Source organism: Serratia sp. D1N4 (genome assembly GCF_054552755.1).
In genome coordinates this window covers 3,261,338-3,278,876 of sequence record NZ_CM137274.1, presented here as the reverse complement: position 1 = coordinate 3,278,876, position 17,539 = coordinate 3,261,338, and the positions used below count along the sequence as shown (strand labels likewise).

Sequence of the window (17,539 nt, the reverse complement as noted above, 5' to 3'; positions counted from 1 at the left end):
AATAAGTTTCACGGGTAAAACTTATTGCCGGAAATTTTAATTTTATATCGGCGATCACGCATTGCTGTTGCACCCGCCTTGACAATATTTTTTCTGATTGCTAATAGTTAATGCACATCTTAAATAATAAACACAGTTTAATATATGAAACTTCTCACAGGGGATTACGATAATGGTGCGGCGGTGGATGATGAAAATGCGATTTTGACGTCTTTTCAATCCCGCAGTCAGCAGGTTTATCAACAGGTACGCGGTGAGCGTAATATCCCCTATGGCAATACATCGCGGGAGGTTTTTGATTGGCTATATTCCGCCGAAGAACATAAAGGAGTCGTCATATTCCTGCATGGCGGTTATTGGCAGTTTTGTAATAAAGACGATTTTGCTTTTATTGCCGAGGCACCACTGTCATTAGGTTTTGATGTAGTGCTGGTGGAGTACACGCTGGCACCGGTTGCTACTCTGGATGATATTTGTCAGCAAATTGGTATCGCGTTGGATGCGATTGAGGCACGTGAAAAACAGCGTGGTAATAAGCCGATTTATCTCTGCGGCCATTCTGCCGGGGGGCATTTAGCTGCATATTGGCAACATCACCCAGGCATTCAGGCGGTTTTCCCCATTAGCGGTATTTTTGAACTTGAGCCCTTGTTGAACACTTACGTTAACCAGCAATTACAGCTGACCGCGCAGCAAGTTGCAGCCCTGAGTCCGGCACGCAATATTCCTCAGCAGCTTACGCCGATGGTGCTGTTCTACGGAGCCGCAGAGTTACCAGAGCTGATTGGTCAGTCACTTTATTATTATGCGGCACTGAAAGAAAAAGGGCTGCCGGTCAGCCGCCATGCGGTCGCAGGAGCCAACCATTTTAACGTTCTGGATGCGCTTTTTGCTGCCGGTGGAGCTCTGAGCCGCCAATTGCTTAAGCAAGGAGAAACACCCAATGCGCAAAGTTATTGATACTGGCCTGCCTGAGATTGGGCAACCTTTTTCCTGGGCGACCAAAGGGGGCGGGATGCTATTTACCGCCCACGGCCCGGTGAATGCAGATGGCACCATTGAAACCGGCAGCCCGGAAAAACAGATCGCTCTGACGTTTGATAATCTGGCCCAAACGCTGCGGGCAGCCAATAGCCACAGTGATAATGTATTACAGGTTATTGTTTATCTTACCGATGTTAATGACGTTAAGTTACTCGATCAGATATATAAAAATTACTTTAATTATCCGTACCCCAATCGTTCAACCGTCATTGTTGAGAAATTAGTTGTCCCTGGCATGAAAATAGAAATAACGGTTAGTGCAATCGCTTAATCGTTTTCCCCCTTCATTTTTCAAGTAGCGTTGCTTGAAACTCGTTGGGCATATCACAAAAATAATATTCACCTGCAAATTCATTTAAAAGTGAATTAAGGACGTCGTATGTTTAATCATATTAAACCTTCTGCACCCGATCCTATTATGTCGCTGATGGAAGCGTATATGCAGGACCCAAATTCGCAAAAAGTTAACTTGGGTATCGGGTTGTATTACGACCATCAGGGCAATATTCCCTTAATGCGTTCGGTGCATATTGCCGAACAGCGTTTGCTGGAACAACAGCGCCCACACACCTATCCACCAATCGAAGGTTCGGCGTTGTTCGCCCGCCAGGTTCAAGCGTTGCTGTTTGGCGAAGCGGCGACTCAAACCCCACGCCACATCGCTACGGTACAAACCGTTGGGGGTTCGGGCGCGTTGAAACTGGGGGCAGATTTTCTTTGCCACTACCTGTCACAGCGTGAAATCTGGGTTTCTGATCCGACCTGGGCCAACCATTGGGCCATTTTTGAAGGCGCGGGCCTCAAGGTGAATACCTACCCGTACTTTGATGATGCCAGCGGTGAGCTGCGTTTTGACGCGATGCTCGACACGCTTTCCGCCTTGCCGCAAGGCTCAGTCGTGCTGTTACATCCTTGCTGCCATAACCCGACCGGCACCGATCTCAGCCAGGGGCAATGGCGAGCCGTGATTGATGTGTTGCAACAGCGCCGCCTGCTGCCGTTCTTTGATATCGCCTATCAGGGGTTTGGCGACGGGCTGGATGAAGACTGTTTTGCGCTGCGCGAGACGCTGAAAACCGATCTGGATTTTCTGGTCAGCAACTCTTTCTCCAAGAACGTGGCGTTGTATGGGGAACGGCTGGGCGGGCTTTCGGTGTGCTGTGGTTCGGCGCAAACGGCAGCGAACGTGAAAGGCGCATTGAAGACGCTGATCCGCCGCAGTTACTCCTGCCCGCCAACGCACGGCAGCCAGATTGTGGAAACCTTATTGGCTGACGATCACCTGCGCCAACTGTGGGTGAGCGAACTGGCGAGCATGCGTCAGCGTATCAAGCAGATGCGTGTCAGCCTGGCTGCCGGGTTGGAGCAGGGCGGCACCACATTGGATTATCGCCGCATCCGCGATCAAAAAGGCATGTTCAGCTACACCGGCCTGAATGAGCAGCAACTCAGTCAGTTACGGCATCAATACTCCATTTATCTGGTTGCGCCCGGCAGGATGTGTTTGCCCGGTTTGAATCAGCACAACGTGGATTATGTGACCGCCGCCATCCTGGACGTTACCCTTCCGGCGTGAAAGAGGTGAGCAATCATGAAAGATTCAAAACGTTTTGACGAGATCGCTCAGCGGCAAGATGGGCTAAAAAAGCAACTTACCGCCGGGCAAATGTCGATGTTGGCCATCGGTGGGGCAATCGGTACCGGCCTGTTTTTGGGCAGTGCTTACGCGATCCAGATGGCCGGGCCGAGCGTATTGCTGAGTTATTTCATTGGTGGCGTAATTGCTTTGCTGCTGATGGGTTGCCTGGCCGAGATGACGTCTGAACACCCAACGCCGGGCTCCTTTGGTGATTACGCCGAGTTTTATATCAGCCCGCTGTTTGGCTTTCTGGTGCGTTATTCCTATTGGTCTTGCGTGGTACTGGCGGTGGGCACCGAAGTGACCGCCATCGGGATGTATATGCAGTTCTGGTTCCCCGGTACGCCGATCTGGCCGTGGGTGCTGCTGTTCTCTGCCGCGGTGATCATCATCAACGTGGTGGGGGTGAAATCATTCGGTCAGGTGGAATATGCGCTTTCTACCATCAAGGTAGTGGCCATTTCGGCGTTTATCGCCATCGGTATCGGTATTCTGATGTTCTCCTCCAACCCGACCTTCGGCATCCGTAACTTCACTGCCAATGGCGGTTTCTTCCCGTTTGGGATTAAGGGCATGTGGTTCGCAGTAATCGTGTCGATATTCAGCTATCTGAGTATTGAGATGATCGCGGTCGCCGCCGGGGAGGCCAAAAACCCGGTGGTTGCCGTCAAGAAAGCGTTTAAAGGCACCATCCTCAGGCTGTTTATTTTTTACATGCTGTCGATTGCTCTGATGCTGGCGATTGTGCCGTGGCGTGAATCTGGCACCGGGGAAAGCCCGTTTCTGATGGCGATGAATGTGATCCACTTACCTGCCGCAGCCGGGATCTTTAACTTTATCGTGCTGGTTGCCGCGCTGTCGGCGATGAACAGCCAGCTGTATATCACTACGCGGATGATGTTCTCACTGTCGCGTGCCGGGCAGGCACCTGCCGGGCTGGGCAAGATCAGTCAACGCGGGATCCCGGTGAATGCGTTGGCGATATCCTGCGTCGGTATCGTGGTTTCCATCGTGTTGAGCATTATCTACCCAGAAAAATCTTTTGCGGTGATGATGTCGATCTCGGTATACGGCGCGTGTTTTACCTGGCTGATGATTTTTGTCACTCATCTGTTTTTCCGCCGCCAGCATAAGGACACGGTACTGAAGTTCCGGATGTGGGGTTACCCCTATTTCACCCTGTTGGGGGCGATTCTGATGGCTGCGTTGATGATCACTACGCTGTTTACTGATTTCTTCAGAATGACGCTGCTGTTTGGTGTGCCCTTCACCTTGCTGCTGGTAGCGATCTATTTCTACAGTCGCCAAGCGCAGGCCGCCGTTGCGGGCAAGGTGCCGACGCCGGGCATGGAGTAAGCCAACGCCGAGCCGGAGGCCGAAGGGCCTTCGGCTTGTCGGTTATAGCTGGCTCTTAGGGATGATCGCCTCGCCGAAGCTCAGGCGCTGGCGGCCAGGCTCTTCGGCGCTGAGCGGCTCCACTTCTTTCAGGCTGTTTTTACAGCGTTCTACCAGTTCCTGATACTGCTTGGTACCAACGCGTTTCCAGGCTAACTCCTGTTCAGTCAGATCGCGGATAACCCGTGCCGGGCTGCCGATCACCAGTTTATTGGCGGCGATCTGCGCAGCCGCTTTCACAAAGGCTCCTGCGCCAACGATGGTGTTTTCACCGATATCGGCACCGTCCATAATCACCGCATTCATGCCGATCATCGCGTTGCGGCGCACCCGGCAGCCGTGCAGGATGGCGCTGTGGCCGATATGCCCGTCCTGCTCAACCACCGTGTCCTGCTGTGGGAAACCGTGCATCACGCAGTTGTCCTGCACGTTGGCACCGTCTTCCACCACCAGGCGGCCAAAGTCGCCGCGCAGGCTGGCATTCGGGCCGATATAGACGTTTTTACCGATAATCACGTCGCCAATCAGCACCGCCGTGGGGTGAACAAAGCTGCTGGGGTCTACCACCGGCGTCAGGCCGTCAATCTGATACACGGGCATAGTATTAATTCCTCAAAATGTAGCGCGATCGCGCGGTAGACCACCAAAGCGCCGATAATATCCAGCACCAGGGGCAGGTAGGGCACCGATGGTGGTTTCTGCCAACGCGTTGACATATTCCGTCGCCGCGCGATCCACCCGCTGATAGAGGTTGATGCACAGATTGCGCGCAATCTGCCCTTCCCATTGGGCGGGCAGCAGGGCATCGGGCAGTAGGGGATCTTTCAGCACCACGCGGCGGAAAAAGTGAATTAATAATAGCTTGATCTGGAAACAGCGTTTAGGCGTCAGCACGCTGTCGTCAGCCTCGCGTAGCAGCGTCATTAACGGGCGGAAAGAAACAATAAACTCATGGTAATAACCCGCCACTTCGCTCAGCGACCAGCAGTTAGCCACCATGTGCCGTAGCGTCTGTTCGGAACGGTTATAAGGATAATCGGCGCGGAAGTAGATCACCTGCTCACTGGCATTGAGTTCCCCTAACAGCGCCGCCACGTCGGTTTGCGCATGGGTCGGGGCGGCCATAAGGTTATTGGCGATCTGGCCAAAACCCAGCCAGCCCAGCTCTTTTTTCAGCCGTGCACGCTCGGTTTTCTCAGCGTTTTCCAACAGCAGCAAATCCCATTTGCCATCCCAAGCCGGTTGCTCACTGAGGTAGATTTTAGATTCAGCATGGCGGAACTGGCGCATACCCTGATCGGTGACGCGGTAATAGCTGCGGCGGCCAATCTTTTCCACATCCAGCCAGCCTTCTTTCTGTAGGCGGAATACCGAGGTGCGCACAAAGCGGTCGCCGAACCCCAGCGCTTCAAGCAGCGCACTCAGGCTGCCGAGCCAGATCTCACCACCGCGATGGCTCAATGCATCGCCGTATAATGAAATGATCAACGAAGTGCCACTGATGGGCTGTGCGTCTAAAGCATGGCGGATAAACTCATCCAGTTTATGTTCCATATTTTCCCATAGGTTAGCTTTTACTGAGACACAACCTTAACATAAACGGTGATAGGGTAAATATGCGGCTTGGAGGCTAACGATAGCGTAGGGTGATGTTGTCGGTTTCATGGCGACGATTTCTGCTATGGTTACCTTCGCGAGGTTCGCCCAAATCTGGTGTGGATGATACATAAAACAATCGAGGTATAAGATGGAAGAAAAAACGGAAGTCAGTTCTCCTCAGCGCGATGCCTTTTTGGATGAGAGAGCCTTCAAATCACGCACTGTCCTGCTGTTTGGGCAAATTAACGATACGGTAGCGCACAACGTCGTCAAGCAGCTTGTGGCACTGTCCGACGAGTCTTCTGCACCGATTAACTTCCTGATTTGTTCACCCGGCGGCCATGTGGAGTCGGGGGATGTGATCCATGATGTTATCCGCTTTATTGGTGCTCCGGTGAATATGATCGGCAGCGGTTGGGTGGGGAGTGCTGCGGTTAACGTGTTCCTGTCGGTACCCAAAGAGCGTCGCTTCTGCCTGACGAACACCCGTTTTCTGATCCATCAGCCTAGCGGTGGCATTGGCGGGCAGGCTACCGATGTGGCGATTCAGGCAAGAGAGATTATCCGCATACGGGAAAGAATTGCGGCCTTAATCGCCAAGGAAACCGGGCAGAAACTGGAAAAAGTCTTGAGCGACATTGACCGTGATTTCTGGATGCCGGTGGCAGAAGCCATCGAGTATGGTTTGGTATCCAAAGCGATTGTGAGCGACAAAGAGATAATCTAAAGCCTGTCGGGAAATGGGCTATCTCTTGATTAGGAGATAGCCCCAAGAGCGTGATCTGCGGGAGGAAACCTAACGCGGCCGCAGATCGATCACCCGCTGGGCCTTGCCTTCTGAACGCGGAATATCACCGCAGTTGGCAATGCTGACGTCGGTGCTGACGCCGATAATCGATTTAATATGGTGGCGCAGTTGATGGCAGATATCGCAACGCTGCTGGTGGCTGAGCGTGAGCGCCGACTCTTTCAATTCCACCCGCACCGCCAGCGTATCCAAATGCCCGGCGCGGCTCACCTGCAATTGGTAATGCGGCGAAAGGTGTTCAAACTGCATAATCTGCTCTTCTACCTGCGATGGGAACACGTTCACGCCACGGATGATCAGCATATCGTCTGAACGGCCGGTGATCTTGCCCATGCGGCGCATATTGCGCGCGTCCCCGGGCAGCAAGCGGGTGAGATCCCGCGTGCGATAGCGGATCACCGGTAGCGCTTCTTTGGTCAGCGTGGTGAAAACCAGTTCGCCGTGTTCACCGTCCGGCAGCGCAATACCATTGTCCGGGTTGATGATCTCCGGCAGGAAGTGGTCTTCCCAGATGGTGGGGCCACCGCCGCTTTCTGCGCACTCCATGGCTACGCCCGGCCCCATCACTTCGGAGAGGCCGTAAATATCCAGCGCTTTAATCCCCATACGTGATTCGATCTCGTGACGCAGAGCTTCGGTCCAGGGCTCGGCCCCGAACACCCCCAGGCGTAGCGAACAGTTGCGTGCGTCGCCGCCCATTTTGCGCTCCAGTTCATCGATCAGCGTCAGGCAGTAAGACGGGGTGACCATGATCACGTCGGGTTTGAAATCCAGGATCAACTGCACCTGTTTTTCCGTTTGACCGCCGGACATCGGGATCACCGTTGCCCCCAGCCGTTCCGCGCCATAGTGCGCCCCCAGCCCGCCGGTAAACAGGCCGTAACCGTAAGCAACGTGGATTTTATCTTTGGCGGTGGCTCCGGCAGAACGCAGGCAACGGGCGACGATATCCGCCCAGTTGTCGATATCCCGCTGGGTATAGCCCACCACCGTGGGCCGGCCGGTAGTGCCGGAGGAAGCGTGAATACGCACCACCTGTTCCATTGGCACGGCGAAGGTGTCGAACGGATAGTTATCGCGCAGATCTTGCTTGGTAGTGTAGGGAAACAGCGCCAGATCGCTCAGTTGTTTGAAATCGTTAGGGTGAACACCGGCCTGATCGAACTTGCGCCGATACATCGGCACGTTGTCATAAGCATGGTGTAGGGTCCATTGCAGGCGTTCCAGTTGTAATGCTTCTATTTCGTCGCGGGAAGCAAATTCAATCGCGTCGAGTGGCCGTGGATTTGTGGTCATCTTTTTAGCCTCAGAAATTAGACACGTTCAATAATCATGGCGATGCCTTGGTCAGCGCCGATGCACATCGTGCACAGGGCGTAGCGATCGGTTCGCCGTTCCAGTTCAAACGACGCGGCCAGCGCCATCGCAGATAAAGGCCAGATTCATGGTTGGTCTCCTAAAATACTGTGGCCCAAGCGATGGGCGCGGCCACGGAACCAGGCGACGGTTTTACCCCGTTGATTGACGATTTCGACGTCATATAAACCGGTGGTTTTGCCCTGATGGCGCACTTCTGCACTGGCGGTGAGGCGATCACCAGCCAGTGCCGGGCGGATAAAATCGATGGTGCACCCGGATGCCACAGCTGCCAGCCCTTGGCTGTTGCAGGCATAGGCAAACGCGGTATCCGCCAGGCTGAAAAGCTGGCCGCCGTGGCAGGTTTGATGGCCGTTGAGCATCTGGGGGCCGACGATCATGCTGACCTTAGCGGAACCGGCATCTATGGCCTCTACCTGCATACCCATGGCCTGTGCGCAGGTATCCTGCTTGAACATCTGTTCGGCGCAGCGCTGGGCCAGCGCGCGGGGAGTATTGGCATTCATCAGCATTCAGCTCCTGAATAATTTACGGCATAGCGGCGCAGTAATGGCATTGGGCGATAGCGCGGCTCGGCGTAGTAGCGTTGCAGGTTTTCCAGCGTGGTGAGAATGTGCTGCCAACCGAGCTTTTCGCCCCAGGCCAGTGGCCCTTGTGGATAGTTAACGCCAAAGCGCAGGGCGTTGTCGGTGTCGGCAGTGCTGGCGACGCCTTTGTTCACCACATCGAGCGCTTCATTGCTCAGCATGGCGACGGTGCGCATCACCAGCAGGCCAGGGTAGTCCGGCAAGTGGATCACCTGCTTGCCCAGTGATTGCAGCAAGCGGATCACTTTGGCGGTCTGCGGCGCGGTGTTCTGCACGGCGCTGCTGATAGCGATGACCGGTGCGTGCAGATAGTTGACGGACAGGTCGAACAACACCACGGGCGCTCCGATTTCTGCGGCGATCTGGCTGGCTGCCTTGCCGTTAGTTAACATAAATGTAACATCATCGATGCGCGCTGTCGGGCTGGTCTGGCCAGGATGTTTGATCGCAGCCGCATTTCCGGCCAATAACTGGGCAAACTCGGCCATGGCTGACCAGTCGCCGTGCAGCGTAATCGACTGCGGCAATTCACCCGTTTCCAGCGCGGCAAAGGTAGGCTGCGGTGCGGCATAATCGCCGCCATAGCGGTAAAAACCGCGCCCGCTTTTGCGGCCCAAATGCCCGGCTGTTACCCGTTCCTGCTGCATCAGTGAAGGGGTAAAGCGCCCGTCCTGATAGAACGCGTGGTAGATTGATTCGGTGACCGCATAGTTAATGTCTTGGCCAATTAAATCTGTCAGTTGCAGTGGCCCCATGGCGAAGCCACCGGCATCACGCAGCACCGCATCCAGCGTGGCTGGATCGGCAACTTGTTCTTCCAGTGCCCGCAGGGTTTCGCCATAGAATGGCCGTGCGACGCGGTTGACGATAAAGCCAGGCGTCGAGCGGCAATGCACGCTGTGCTTGCCCCAGTGCTGCGCCAAAGTTTGCAGCGTGGCTAAGGTTGCTGGGCGGGTTTCCAGCCCGCTGACGATCTCCACCAGCTTCATCAACGGCGCTGGGTTGAAGAAGTGCAACCCGGCCATACGCTCTGGGTGCTGTAACGCGCTGGCGATGGCGGTGATCGACAGCGACGAGGTATTGCTGGCAAACAGCGCGGTAGGGGGGCAGATCATTTCCAGATCGCGAAACAGGCTCTGTTTGATCTCCAGTTTTTCCGCCACCGCTTCTATCACCAGGCCACTGTCGGCCAGTTCGCTCAATGAGTGGGCCAACTGGATGTTGGCCAGCAGAGCTTCGGTACTGTGGGCATCGGCTTTACCCGCCTCAACCCGTTTGCGCAGCCGTTGCCGGAGTAACTCAAGCGCACCAGCGGCGGCGGGCAGGGCGATATCAAACAGCTTGACCTGATGCCCTGCCGCTGCGGCCACCTGCGCAATGCCGATCCCCATGGTTCCGGCACCGATCACCGCTACTGACATTCCCGTGATATTCATGGTTATTTCCCGCTGAAATTCGGTGGGCGTTTGGCGAAGAAAGCGCTGACGCCTTCGCGATAGTCGGCGCTGCGGCCACCCAGGCGCTGCAAATCACGCTCTAGATCAAGCTGCTGATCGAGCGTGTTGCTGGCCGAGCTGTAGAGCGCTTTCTTAATTAATCCCAGGCCGTAAGTGGGCTGCGTTGCCAACTGTTTGGCCATACTTTGCGTGTGTTCGGCCAGCTCTGCGGCGGGCACCATCTGCCAGATCATGCCCCAGGCCAACGCCTGCTGGGCGCTGATTTTATCGCCCAACATCGCCATGCCCATAGCCCGGGCGTGCCCGGCCAAACGCGGCAGGAACCAACTGCCGCCGGAATCCGGTACCAGCCCTAGTTTGCAGAAGGATTGGATAAAGCTGGCATTGTCGGCCGCCACCACGATGTCGCAGGCCAGCGCCAATGCGGCACCCGCACCCGCCGCCACACCATTGACCGCACACACCACCGGTTTCGGTAGCGCGGTCAGGCGGCGGATCAGCGGGTTGTAAAAACGCTCCACCGACAGGCCAAGATCCGGCGCGGCCTGTTCCACGCTAACATTGCGATCGTTCAAGTCCTGCCCGGCGCAGAAACCGCGCCCGGCACCGGTGATCAGCACACAGCGCACGTTGTCGTCACGTTCGGCCAAGGTCAGTGCTTCGCTGAGCTGGTGGTGCATCTCATCGTTAAAACTGTTGAGCCGATCCGGCCGGTTCAGGGTGATGGTCAGCACCCCGGCTTCGATGTGGCTGAGAATTAATGCGTTTTCCATAAATCAGCGCCCTTTGTAATGCGGTGTGCGTTTTTCGAAGAAGGCAGCAATGCCTTCACGACGATCGTCGGTGGCGGCCAGCGTGACAAATTGCTGACGCTCCATCTGCAAGCCTTGGCTAAGGCCGATTTCCTGCGCCTGCTTCAGCGCTTGCTTGGCAGCGCGCAGCGCCAGCGGTGCCTGCTGGCTGATGCGTTGGGCGATCTGTTGGGTGCGTTCCAACGTCAGTGCATCAACGCAGACTTCGCTCACCAGCCCGGCCTGCTGTGCACTGCGGGCGTCGATCGCCTCTCCGGTCAGCACCATTTGATAGGCACGGGATTTACCCACGCAGCGGATCAGCCGTTGCGTGCCGCCCGCACCGGGGATCAGGCCCAGGGTAATTTCTGGCAGGCCGAAACGGGCGCTTTCGCCGCAGATTACGATGTCGCAGGCCAGCGCCAGTTCACAACCGGCACCGAGCGCGTAGCCGTTCACGGCCGCCAGCAACGGTTTACTGAATTGCGCCAAGCGTTGCCATAACACAGGGCGGCGATCGAGTTGGGCGGCGGCGACATCCTGCTGTTGCAGTTCACGCAGGTCGGCCCCGGCGGCAAAGAAGCGCGCGGCACCGGCGATCACCACGGCACCCACCTCAGCGTCGGCATCGGCCTGTTCCAGCAGATACACCAGCTGTTCCAGGCATGGGGTGCTCAAGGCATTGCGGGCTTCGGGGCGGTGCAGCCGCAGCGTTACCACGCGCTGGTGCTGCTCACGTAAAATCCAGGGGGTTTCCATGGTGGCTCCTAAACGTCAAAGTCCAGCACCACGCCTTCACCGCGTGGCCAAGACTGGCAACTCAAGACGTAGCCTGCCGCCAACTGATCCGGCTCCAGGCTGTAGTTGACCGCCATATCCACCGCACCGGCTTTCAGTTTGCATTTGCAGGTGGCGCAGACGCCGCCTTTGCAGGCGTAGGGCAGGTCGGCCCCTTGGCGCAGTGCGGCATCAAGAATACTGTCATCCTCGGTGCCGACTTCGATCTTCAGGCGGCGGCCATCGAGCTGAATCTCTACCTGAGTGGCATTGCGATTGCCGCTGTTGGCCGGGCGGGCAACGATGCCGCTGGTGTTAAAGCGTTCACTATGAATACGTTCGGCAGGCATACCGGCCTGCTCCAGCACGGTATGCGCTTCGTCCATCATCATTTCTGGGCCACAGATAAAGGCATGGTCGAAATCGTTGAAATCCAGCAGCGTTTTACCGATGGCGGTCAGGTGGTCACGATCGATGCGGCCGCTCAGCAGCGGGCTGTCGAGGCTTTCCTGGCTGAACAGGTACAAAGGCTGAAAGCGTTGCGGATAGCGGTTTTTCAGGTCTGCCAGCGCCTCTTTGAACATCACCGAGCGGCTGGTGCGGTTGCCATAAATCAGCGTGAAATGGCTGCGTGGTTCCTGTTGTAGAGTGGCCTTGATGATTGACAGCATTGGGGTAATGCCCGAACCGGCGGCGATCGCCAGATAGTGACCCTGGGCTTGGGGCTGTGGCTGATAACCGAAACGGCCCTGCGGCACCATCACCTCCAGTTCGTCGCCTACTTGCAGCGTTTGGTTGATAAAAGAAGAGAATCGCCCCTGATGAATGGCTTTCACCCCGATTTGCAACAGGCCTTCCTGCGGGGCGCTACAGATGGAATAGCAGCGGCGCAGCTCTTCGCCGTTAACCTTGGCTTTTAGCGTCAGGTGTTGGCCGGGGGTATAGCAGTAGTGAGACTTTAATTCGTCCGGCACGCGCAGCGTGATGGCTACCGCATCCGACGTTTCGCGTTCGATGGCTGCGACATTCAGGCGATGAAAGACCGTCATGGTGGCTCCTAAATACATTTGAAGTAGTCGAACGGTTCCCGGCATGCGCAGCAGCGATACAGCGCTTTGCAGGCGGTGGAGCCGAACTCACTGATTTTTTCTGTCGAGGCGCTACCACAGCGCGGGCACTGCACCGGGCCGTGAACCAGCGGCTTTTCACAGCTTTGCCCCTGTGGCGGCGCAACGCCGTATTCCCGCAGCCGCAGGCGGGCATCGGCATTCATCCAGTCGGTGGTCCAGGCCGGGCTGAGACAGATATCCACCTGCACCGGGCTGAAACCGGCGGTGGTCAGCGTCTGTTCAATGGCATGGAGCAGAAATTCGGTCGCAGGGCAGCCGGAATAGGTAGGGGTAAAGGTGATGCGCCAACCTTCACCGTCACGTTCTACATTGCGCACCATACCGAGATCGGTAATCGACAGCACCGGCAGTTCTGGATCGCTAATCTGCTGCAAGCAGTGCCAAATCTGCGGAATTTCTGCTGGCTGTAGCCGGGTGATATGCATGTTTGGCCTCTACCAGTTGCAGTTCGGGTAAGCGCGTTGCAGGAACTGCATTTCTGCCAGCATCAAACCGAGATGTTCGCTGTGTTGGCCCTGCTTGCCGCCGTGGCGAAAGGCGTGCTCATTAGGCAGTGCCAGCGTGGCCTGTTGCAAAGTGCTGTTCACTAGCTCTTGCCATGGAGCCTGCAACTGGCGCGGATCGACGGCAATGCCCAGTTCTGCCAGTTCAAGCTCAATCGCATCAGCGTGAAACAGCTCGGCGGTGAAGCGCCACAGATCGTTTAATGACTGCTGGATTTTCTGATGGCTGATTTCATTGCCATCACCCAGGCGGATCATCCAGCCACGGCTGAAGCGCAGGTGGTAGTCGGCTTCTTTCAATGATTTGGCGGCGATGGCGGCCAGTTGGCTATCTTTGCTGCGGCTTAATTCACGGTGTAACAGCACGTGGTAGGCATCCAACAGGAACTGGCGCACCAGAGTGTCATTGAAACCGCCGTTGGGTTGCTCGGCCAGCAGCAGGTTGCGGAATTCGCGCTCGTCGCGGCCAAACGCCAGGCGATCTTCGCTGTAGCCTGGTCCGGCCAATTGCGCCGCATAGCCCAGAAAGTTGCGGGCCTGCCCCAACAGATCCAGGCCGATATTGGCCAGCGCCAGATCGATCTCCAACTCTGGCGCATGGCCACACCAGCCGCACAGGCGTTGAGCCAGGATCAGCGGTGTGTCGCCCTGGCGCAGGACATAGGTGATTTTGGCATCGGTCATCGTTTTCATTGCCTGCCTCTACATGTTTTTGATGCCGTCGGGGATGGTGTAAAACGTCGGATGACGGTAAATTTTGTCATCGGACGGATCGAAAAACGCCTCGCGGTCTTCCGGCTGTGAGGCCACCAAATGGCAGGACTGCACCACCCAGATCGAGCAGCCTTCATTGCGGCGGGTGTAGGCATCACGGGCGTTTTCTAACGCCATCTGATCGTCTGCGGCATGCAGGCTGCCAACGTGCCGGTGTGCCAAACCCTGTTTGCTACGGATAAACACTTCATACAGCGGCCATTCAGCGTGAGTCATTTCTCTCTCCTCGGTTAAGCAGCGTTTGCCGCACGTTTAGCGGCATGCGCCATAGCACCATCTCGTACCCAACTGCCTTCATCCCAGGCACGGCGTTTGGCCTGTAGGCGCTCGTGGTTACACTGTCCACGCCCTTTGATGACGTCGTACAGTTCGTTCCAGTCGATCTCGCCGCAGCGGTAATGGCCCGTGGCTTCATCCCAGGCGAGATCGGGATCCGGTGCAGTCATCCCCAGAGCCTCTAGCTGCGGTACGGTGTTATCGATAAATTTCTGCCGCAGCTCATCGTTGCTGTGGCGTTTGATCTTCCAGGCCATGCTCTGCGCGCTGTGGGGAGAATCGGCATCGCTCGGGCCAAACATCATCAGCACCGGCCACCAGAAGCGGTTGATAGCATCTTGCAGCATGGCTTTTTGTTCAGCGCTGCCTTGTGCCATCGCCATCACGGCTTCGTAACCTTGGCGCTGGTGGAAACTCTCTTCTTTGCAGATTTTCACCATCGCTCTGGCATAGGGGCCGTAAGACGCGCGGCACAGAGCGACCTGGTTGACGATGGCGGCCCCGTCGACCAGCCAGCCGATCACGCCAATATCCGCCCAGTTCAGCGTCGGGTAGTTGAAGATGGAGGAGTATTTCATCTGCCCAGCGAGCATTTTTTGGTAGATATCCTGGCGCGAGCAACCGAGGGTTTCGGCCGCGCTGTACAGGTAAAGGCCATGCCCGGCCTCATCCTGCACCTTCGCCAATAAAACCGCTTTGCGGCGCAGAGTGGGGGCGCGTGTCAGCCAGTTGGCTTCCGGCAGCATACCGATTACCTCGGAATGGGCGTGCTGGCCGATTTGCCGGATCAGGTTCTGGCGATAGGCATCTGGCATCCAGTCTTTGGCTTCAATGGAGGTATCTGCGGCAATCCTGTCGTCAAAATGCTGTTGATGTTGTGCTTCGATTATCATGCTTGCCTCTTGGTGATTCGTATTTTTTAACTTAATCATAAAAATGTGAATCATTTATATATAACCATGAAGTTACAATCTGATAACAACAAGATCAAATGGTATAGGTGTGTTTTTGCGATGCTCATCACAGGGTTTATTGTTAATATATTGTTTTTATTGATATTTAAATTTAATCATTATGGTGTTTTGACGTAAAAGGGACGGCTTTGCTCGGTGGTGTTTAATTTTTGTTAAATTTTAACTTGGCGAAGAGTGAAAAATATGTGATACGTAATTAAGCTTTATGGTGTCTATTTATGAATTTTGGAGGAGCCAATGCAGCAGCTATACAGTTATCTCTCTGGCGAGTGGGTGTACGGCCAGGGAAAACCCCGCGAGATCCACCATGCTGTTACCGGTGAACCGCTGTATCAGGTGTGTTCCGACGGGCTGCCGTTGGCGGCCAGCCTGGATTATGCGCGGCTTAAAGGGGGTAAGGCGCTGGCGCAAATGACTTTCCAGCAGCGTGCGCAGATGATGAAGGCGGTAGCCAAGCACCTGCTGGTGCACAAAGAGGCGCTGTATGACATTTCCTACCAGACCGGTGCGACGCGTAACGATAGTTGGGTCGATATTGAAGGGGGGATCGCGACGCTGTTCTCCTATGCAGGATTAGCCGGGCGAGAATTGCCGGATGACACACTGTGGCCGGAAGATGAACTGATCCCACTTTCCAAACAGGCGCAGTTTGCCGCGCGGCATGTGCTGACCTCGCGCCCCGGCGTAGCGCTGCATATCAATGCGTTTAACTTCCCCTGCTGGGGGATGTTGGAAAAACTGGCACCCACCTGGCTGGCTGGCATGCCAGCAATCATCAAACCTGCCACCGCGACGGCGCAGCTGACCCAGGCGATGGTGAAGCTGATTATCGACAGTGGGTTGGCACCAGAAGGCGCGCTGCAACTGATCTGCGGCGGCGTCGGCGATATGTTTGATCATCTCGACTATCAGGACGCGGTGACTTTTACCGGCTCGGCGCAAACTGGGCAAAAGCTGCGTTCTCACCCGCGCTTGCTGGAAAAATCCATCGCGTTCACCATGGAAGCCGACTCGCTCAACTGCTGTGTGTTGGGGGAGGATGTCACGCCAGACATGCCGGAATTTGCGCTGTTTATCAAAGAAGTTTGCCGTGAGATGACCAGCAAAGCCGGGCAGAAGTGTACGGCTATCCGGCGCATTATCGTGCCCGCAGCGCGTATCGCCGAGGTGCAACAGGCGCTATTGCAGCGTTTGGCGGGCGTGCAGATTGGCGACCCGCAACTGGAACAGGTACGTATGGGGGCGCTGGTCAGCCAAGAGCAGCGTGAAGATGTGCAGCAAAAGGTGGCATTCCTGCTGCAAAACGGCTGTGAAGCGTTGTGTGGTGCGGCGTTGGATAAACTGGCGATCGCCGGTGAGCGTGCGCAGGAAGGGGCGTTTTACCCGATCACATTGCTATATTGCGCCGATCCCTTTAGTCATCAGGCGGTGCACGGCACCGAGGCGTTTGGCCCGGTGGCGACGCTGATGCCTTATCAGAGCACTCAGCAGGCCATTGAATTGGCGCTATTGGGGCAAGGCAGCTTGGCCGGATCCTTGATTACCGCCGATGAAGCGTTGGCGACGCGCTTTATCCGTGCCACGGCCTGTGCCCATGGTCGCATGCTGGTGCTGGATCGCCATGCTTCAGCTGAGTCTACCGGCCATGGTTCACCGCTGCCGCTGTTGGTGCACGGTGGACCAGGGCGTGCTGGTGGTGGCGAGGAGTTGGGTGGGTTGCGTGCGGTGAAACACTATATGCAACGCACGGCGATCCAGGGCAGCCCAGCGATGCTGGCAGCAATTGGTCGTGAATGGGTGCGCGGTGCTAAGGTGGTTGAGGAACAGGTTCACCCATTCCGTAAATACTTTGAGCAGTTGCAGATTGGCGAAAGTCTGCTGACCGCGCGCCGTACTATTACCGAAGCCGACATCGTCAATTTTGCCTGCCTGAGTGGCGATCACTTCTATGCGCATATGGATAAGATTGGTGCGGCGGAGTCGTTGTTTGGCGAGAGGGTAGCGCATGGCTATTTTGTGGTATCGGCGGCGGCCGGGTTGTTTGTCGATCCCGGCGTAGGGCCGGTGATTGCCAACTACGGCATGGAAAACCTGCGTTTTATCGAACCGGTGAAAATAGGTGACACCATTCAGGTGCGGTTAACCTGCAAGAAGAAAATCCGTAAGCCACAGAAAACGGTGGAAGACCGCCCGCATGGCGTGGTGGTGTGGGATGTGCAGGTGTTCAACCAGCATCAACAGGCGGTGGCGCTATACAGCATTTTAACGCTGGTGGCGCGACAGGAAGGGGATTTCCCAGCCTGAGTTAATGCGCGGCCCTATCTGGGCCGCTGCAAGCCGCGTTGTGAGATACCGTGGGCGTGGAAAAACTCGGTAAAGGCTCACCGGGAAGAGCTGTCATATCTGGA

Annotated in this window: 18 protein-coding genes and 1 pseudogene; 6 read left to right on the top strand and 13 right to left on the bottom strand. The window is 56.0% G+C overall.

Annotated elements, in window-relative coordinates:
• Positions 1–144: 144 nt before the first annotated feature.
• The 4 genes from ACX1CU_RS14715 to ACX1CU_RS14700 all read left to right on the top strand — a co-directional run bounded on the left by ACX1CU_RS14715 (position 145) and on the right by ACX1CU_RS14700 (position 4,039).
• Positions 145–960, top strand: a complete 816-nt coding sequence (locus ACX1CU_RS14715) for an alpha/beta hydrolase (RefSeq protein ID WP_459399032.1) — start codon at positions 145–147, stop codon at positions 958–960.
• Complete coding sequence (locus ACX1CU_RS14710) at positions 944–1,315, top strand: RidA family protein (RefSeq protein ID WP_459399031.1); 372 nt, start codon at positions 944–946, stop codon at positions 1,313–1,315. Before ACX1CU_RS14715 ends, ACX1CU_RS14710 begins: the two co-directional genes overlap by 17 nt.
• A gap of 108 nt (positions 1,316–1,423) precedes the next feature.
• Positions 1,424–2,620 (top strand): amino acid aminotransferase, encoded by a 1,197-nt coding sequence (locus tag ACX1CU_RS14705; RefSeq protein ID WP_459399030.1) that lies wholly within the window; start codon positions 1,424–1,426, stop codon positions 2,618–2,620.
• A gap of 15 nt (positions 2,621–2,635) precedes the next feature.
• The gene (locus ACX1CU_RS14700) at positions 2,636–4,039 is read left to right on the top strand and encodes an amino acid permease (RefSeq protein WP_459399029.1); all 1,404 of its coding nucleotides are present in this window, start codon (positions 2,636–2,638) and stop codon (positions 4,037–4,039) included.
• A gap of 42 nt (positions 4,040–4,081) precedes the next feature.
• Here the strand turns inward: ACX1CU_RS14700 and paaY are convergent, their stop codons facing one another.
• A complete protein-coding gene (gene paaY / locus ACX1CU_RS14695) occupies positions 4,082–4,678 on the bottom strand; it encodes a phenylacetic acid degradation protein PaaY (RefSeq protein WP_459399028.1) in 597 nt (198 codons plus the stop codon).
• Positions 4,679–4,690: 12 nt separating this feature from the next.
• On the bottom strand, positions 4,691–5,632 hold the full coding sequence (paaX, locus tag ACX1CU_RS14690) for a phenylacetic acid degradation operon negative regulatory protein PaaX (RefSeq protein WP_459399027.1): 942 nt from the start codon (positions 5,630–5,632) through the stop codon (positions 4,691–4,693).
• A gap of 172 nt (positions 5,633–5,804) precedes the next feature.
• Here paaX and ACX1CU_RS14685 point away from each other — a divergent pair, with 172 nt between their 5' ends.
• Positions 5,805–6,404 carry an ATP-dependent Clp protease proteolytic subunit gene (locus ACX1CU_RS14685; RefSeq protein WP_459402820.1) on the top strand — a complete coding sequence of 200 codons (600 nt, stop codon included), beginning with the start codon at positions 5,805–5,807 and terminating at the stop codon, positions 6,402–6,404.
• A 69-nt stretch (positions 6,405–6,473) separates the two neighbouring features.
• Here ACX1CU_RS14685 and paaK read toward each other — a convergent pair whose 3' ends face one another.
• The 11 genes and pseudogenes from paaK to paaA all read right to left on the bottom strand — a co-directional run bounded on the left by paaK (position 6,474) and on the right by paaA (position 15,050).
• The gene (gene paaK, locus ACX1CU_RS14680) at positions 6,474–7,781 is read right to left on the bottom strand and encodes a phenylacetate--CoA ligase PaaK (protein WP_459399026.1); all 1,308 of its coding nucleotides are present in this window, start codon (positions 7,779–7,781) and stop codon (positions 6,474–6,476) included.
• A 17-nt stretch (positions 7,782–7,798) separates the two neighbouring features.
• Positions 7,799–7,909: pseudogene (locus ACX1CU_RS14675) on the bottom strand (hypothetical protein); the annotation flags it as partial.
• 18 nt (positions 7,910–7,927) lie between these two features.
• The gene (gene paaI, locus ACX1CU_RS14670) at positions 7,928–8,368 is read right to left on the bottom strand and encodes a hydroxyphenylacetyl-CoA thioesterase PaaI (RefSeq protein WP_459399025.1); all 441 of its coding nucleotides are present in this window, start codon (positions 8,366–8,368) and stop codon (positions 7,928–7,930) included.
• Positions 8,368–9,885 (bottom strand): 3-hydroxyacyl-CoA dehydrogenase, encoded by a 1,518-nt coding sequence (locus ACX1CU_RS14665; RefSeq protein ID WP_459399024.1) that lies wholly within the window; start codon positions 9,883–9,885, stop codon positions 8,368–8,370. The genes paaI and ACX1CU_RS14665 overlap by 1 nt, the downstream gene beginning before the upstream one ends.
• 2 nt (positions 9,886–9,887) lie before the next feature.
• Positions 9,888–10,679, bottom strand: coding sequence for a 2-(1,2-epoxy-1,2-dihydrophenyl)acetyl-CoA isomerase PaaG (paaG, locus tag ACX1CU_RS14660; protein ID WP_459399023.1), 792 nt, complete (start codon positions 10,677–10,679; stop codon positions 9,888–9,890).
• A 3-nt stretch (positions 10,680–10,682) separates the two neighbouring features.
• The gene (gene paaF / locus ACX1CU_RS14655) at positions 10,683–11,456 is read right to left on the bottom strand and encodes a 2,3-dehydroadipyl-CoA hydratase PaaF (protein ID WP_459399022.1); all 774 of its coding nucleotides are present in this window, start codon (positions 11,454–11,456) and stop codon (positions 10,683–10,685) included.
• A gap of 8 nt (positions 11,457–11,464) precedes the next feature.
• A complete protein-coding gene (gene paaE, locus ACX1CU_RS14650; protein ID WP_459399021.1) occupies positions 11,465–12,523 on the bottom strand; it encodes a 1,2-phenylacetyl-CoA epoxidase subunit PaaE in 1,059 nt (352 codons plus the stop codon).
• 8 nt (positions 12,524–12,531) lie between these two features.
• The gene (gene paaD / locus ACX1CU_RS14645; RefSeq protein WP_459399020.1) at positions 12,532–13,029 is read right to left on the bottom strand and encodes a 1,2-phenylacetyl-CoA epoxidase subunit PaaD; all 498 of its coding nucleotides are present in this window, start codon (positions 13,027–13,029) and stop codon (positions 12,532–12,534) included.
• Positions 13,030–13,038: 9 nt separating this feature from the next.
• Positions 13,039–13,800: a 1,2-phenylacetyl-CoA epoxidase subunit PaaC gene (gene paaC / locus ACX1CU_RS14640; protein WP_459399019.1), complete on the bottom strand. Its 762-nt coding sequence runs from the start codon at positions 13,798–13,800 to the stop codon at positions 13,039–13,041.
• Positions 13,801–13,809: 9 nt separating this feature from the next.
• Positions 13,810–14,097 (bottom strand): 1,2-phenylacetyl-CoA epoxidase subunit PaaB, encoded by a 288-nt coding sequence (gene paaB, locus ACX1CU_RS14635; RefSeq protein WP_076941368.1) that lies wholly within the window; start codon positions 14,095–14,097, stop codon positions 13,810–13,812.
• Between the two features lie 14 nt (positions 14,098–14,111).
• On the bottom strand, positions 14,112–15,050 hold the full coding sequence (gene paaA, locus ACX1CU_RS14630) for a 1,2-phenylacetyl-CoA epoxidase subunit PaaA (protein WP_459399018.1): 939 nt from the start codon (positions 15,048–15,050) through the stop codon (positions 14,112–14,114).
• Positions 15,051–15,368: 318 nt separating this feature from the next.
• Between paaA and paaZ the strand changes: the two genes are divergently transcribed.
• The gene (gene paaZ / locus ACX1CU_RS14625; RefSeq protein WP_459399017.1) at positions 15,369–17,435 is read left to right on the top strand and encodes a phenylacetic acid degradation bifunctional protein PaaZ; all 2,067 of its coding nucleotides are present in this window, start codon (positions 15,369–15,371) and stop codon (positions 17,433–17,435) included.
• Positions 17,436–17,539 lie beyond the last annotated feature (104 nt).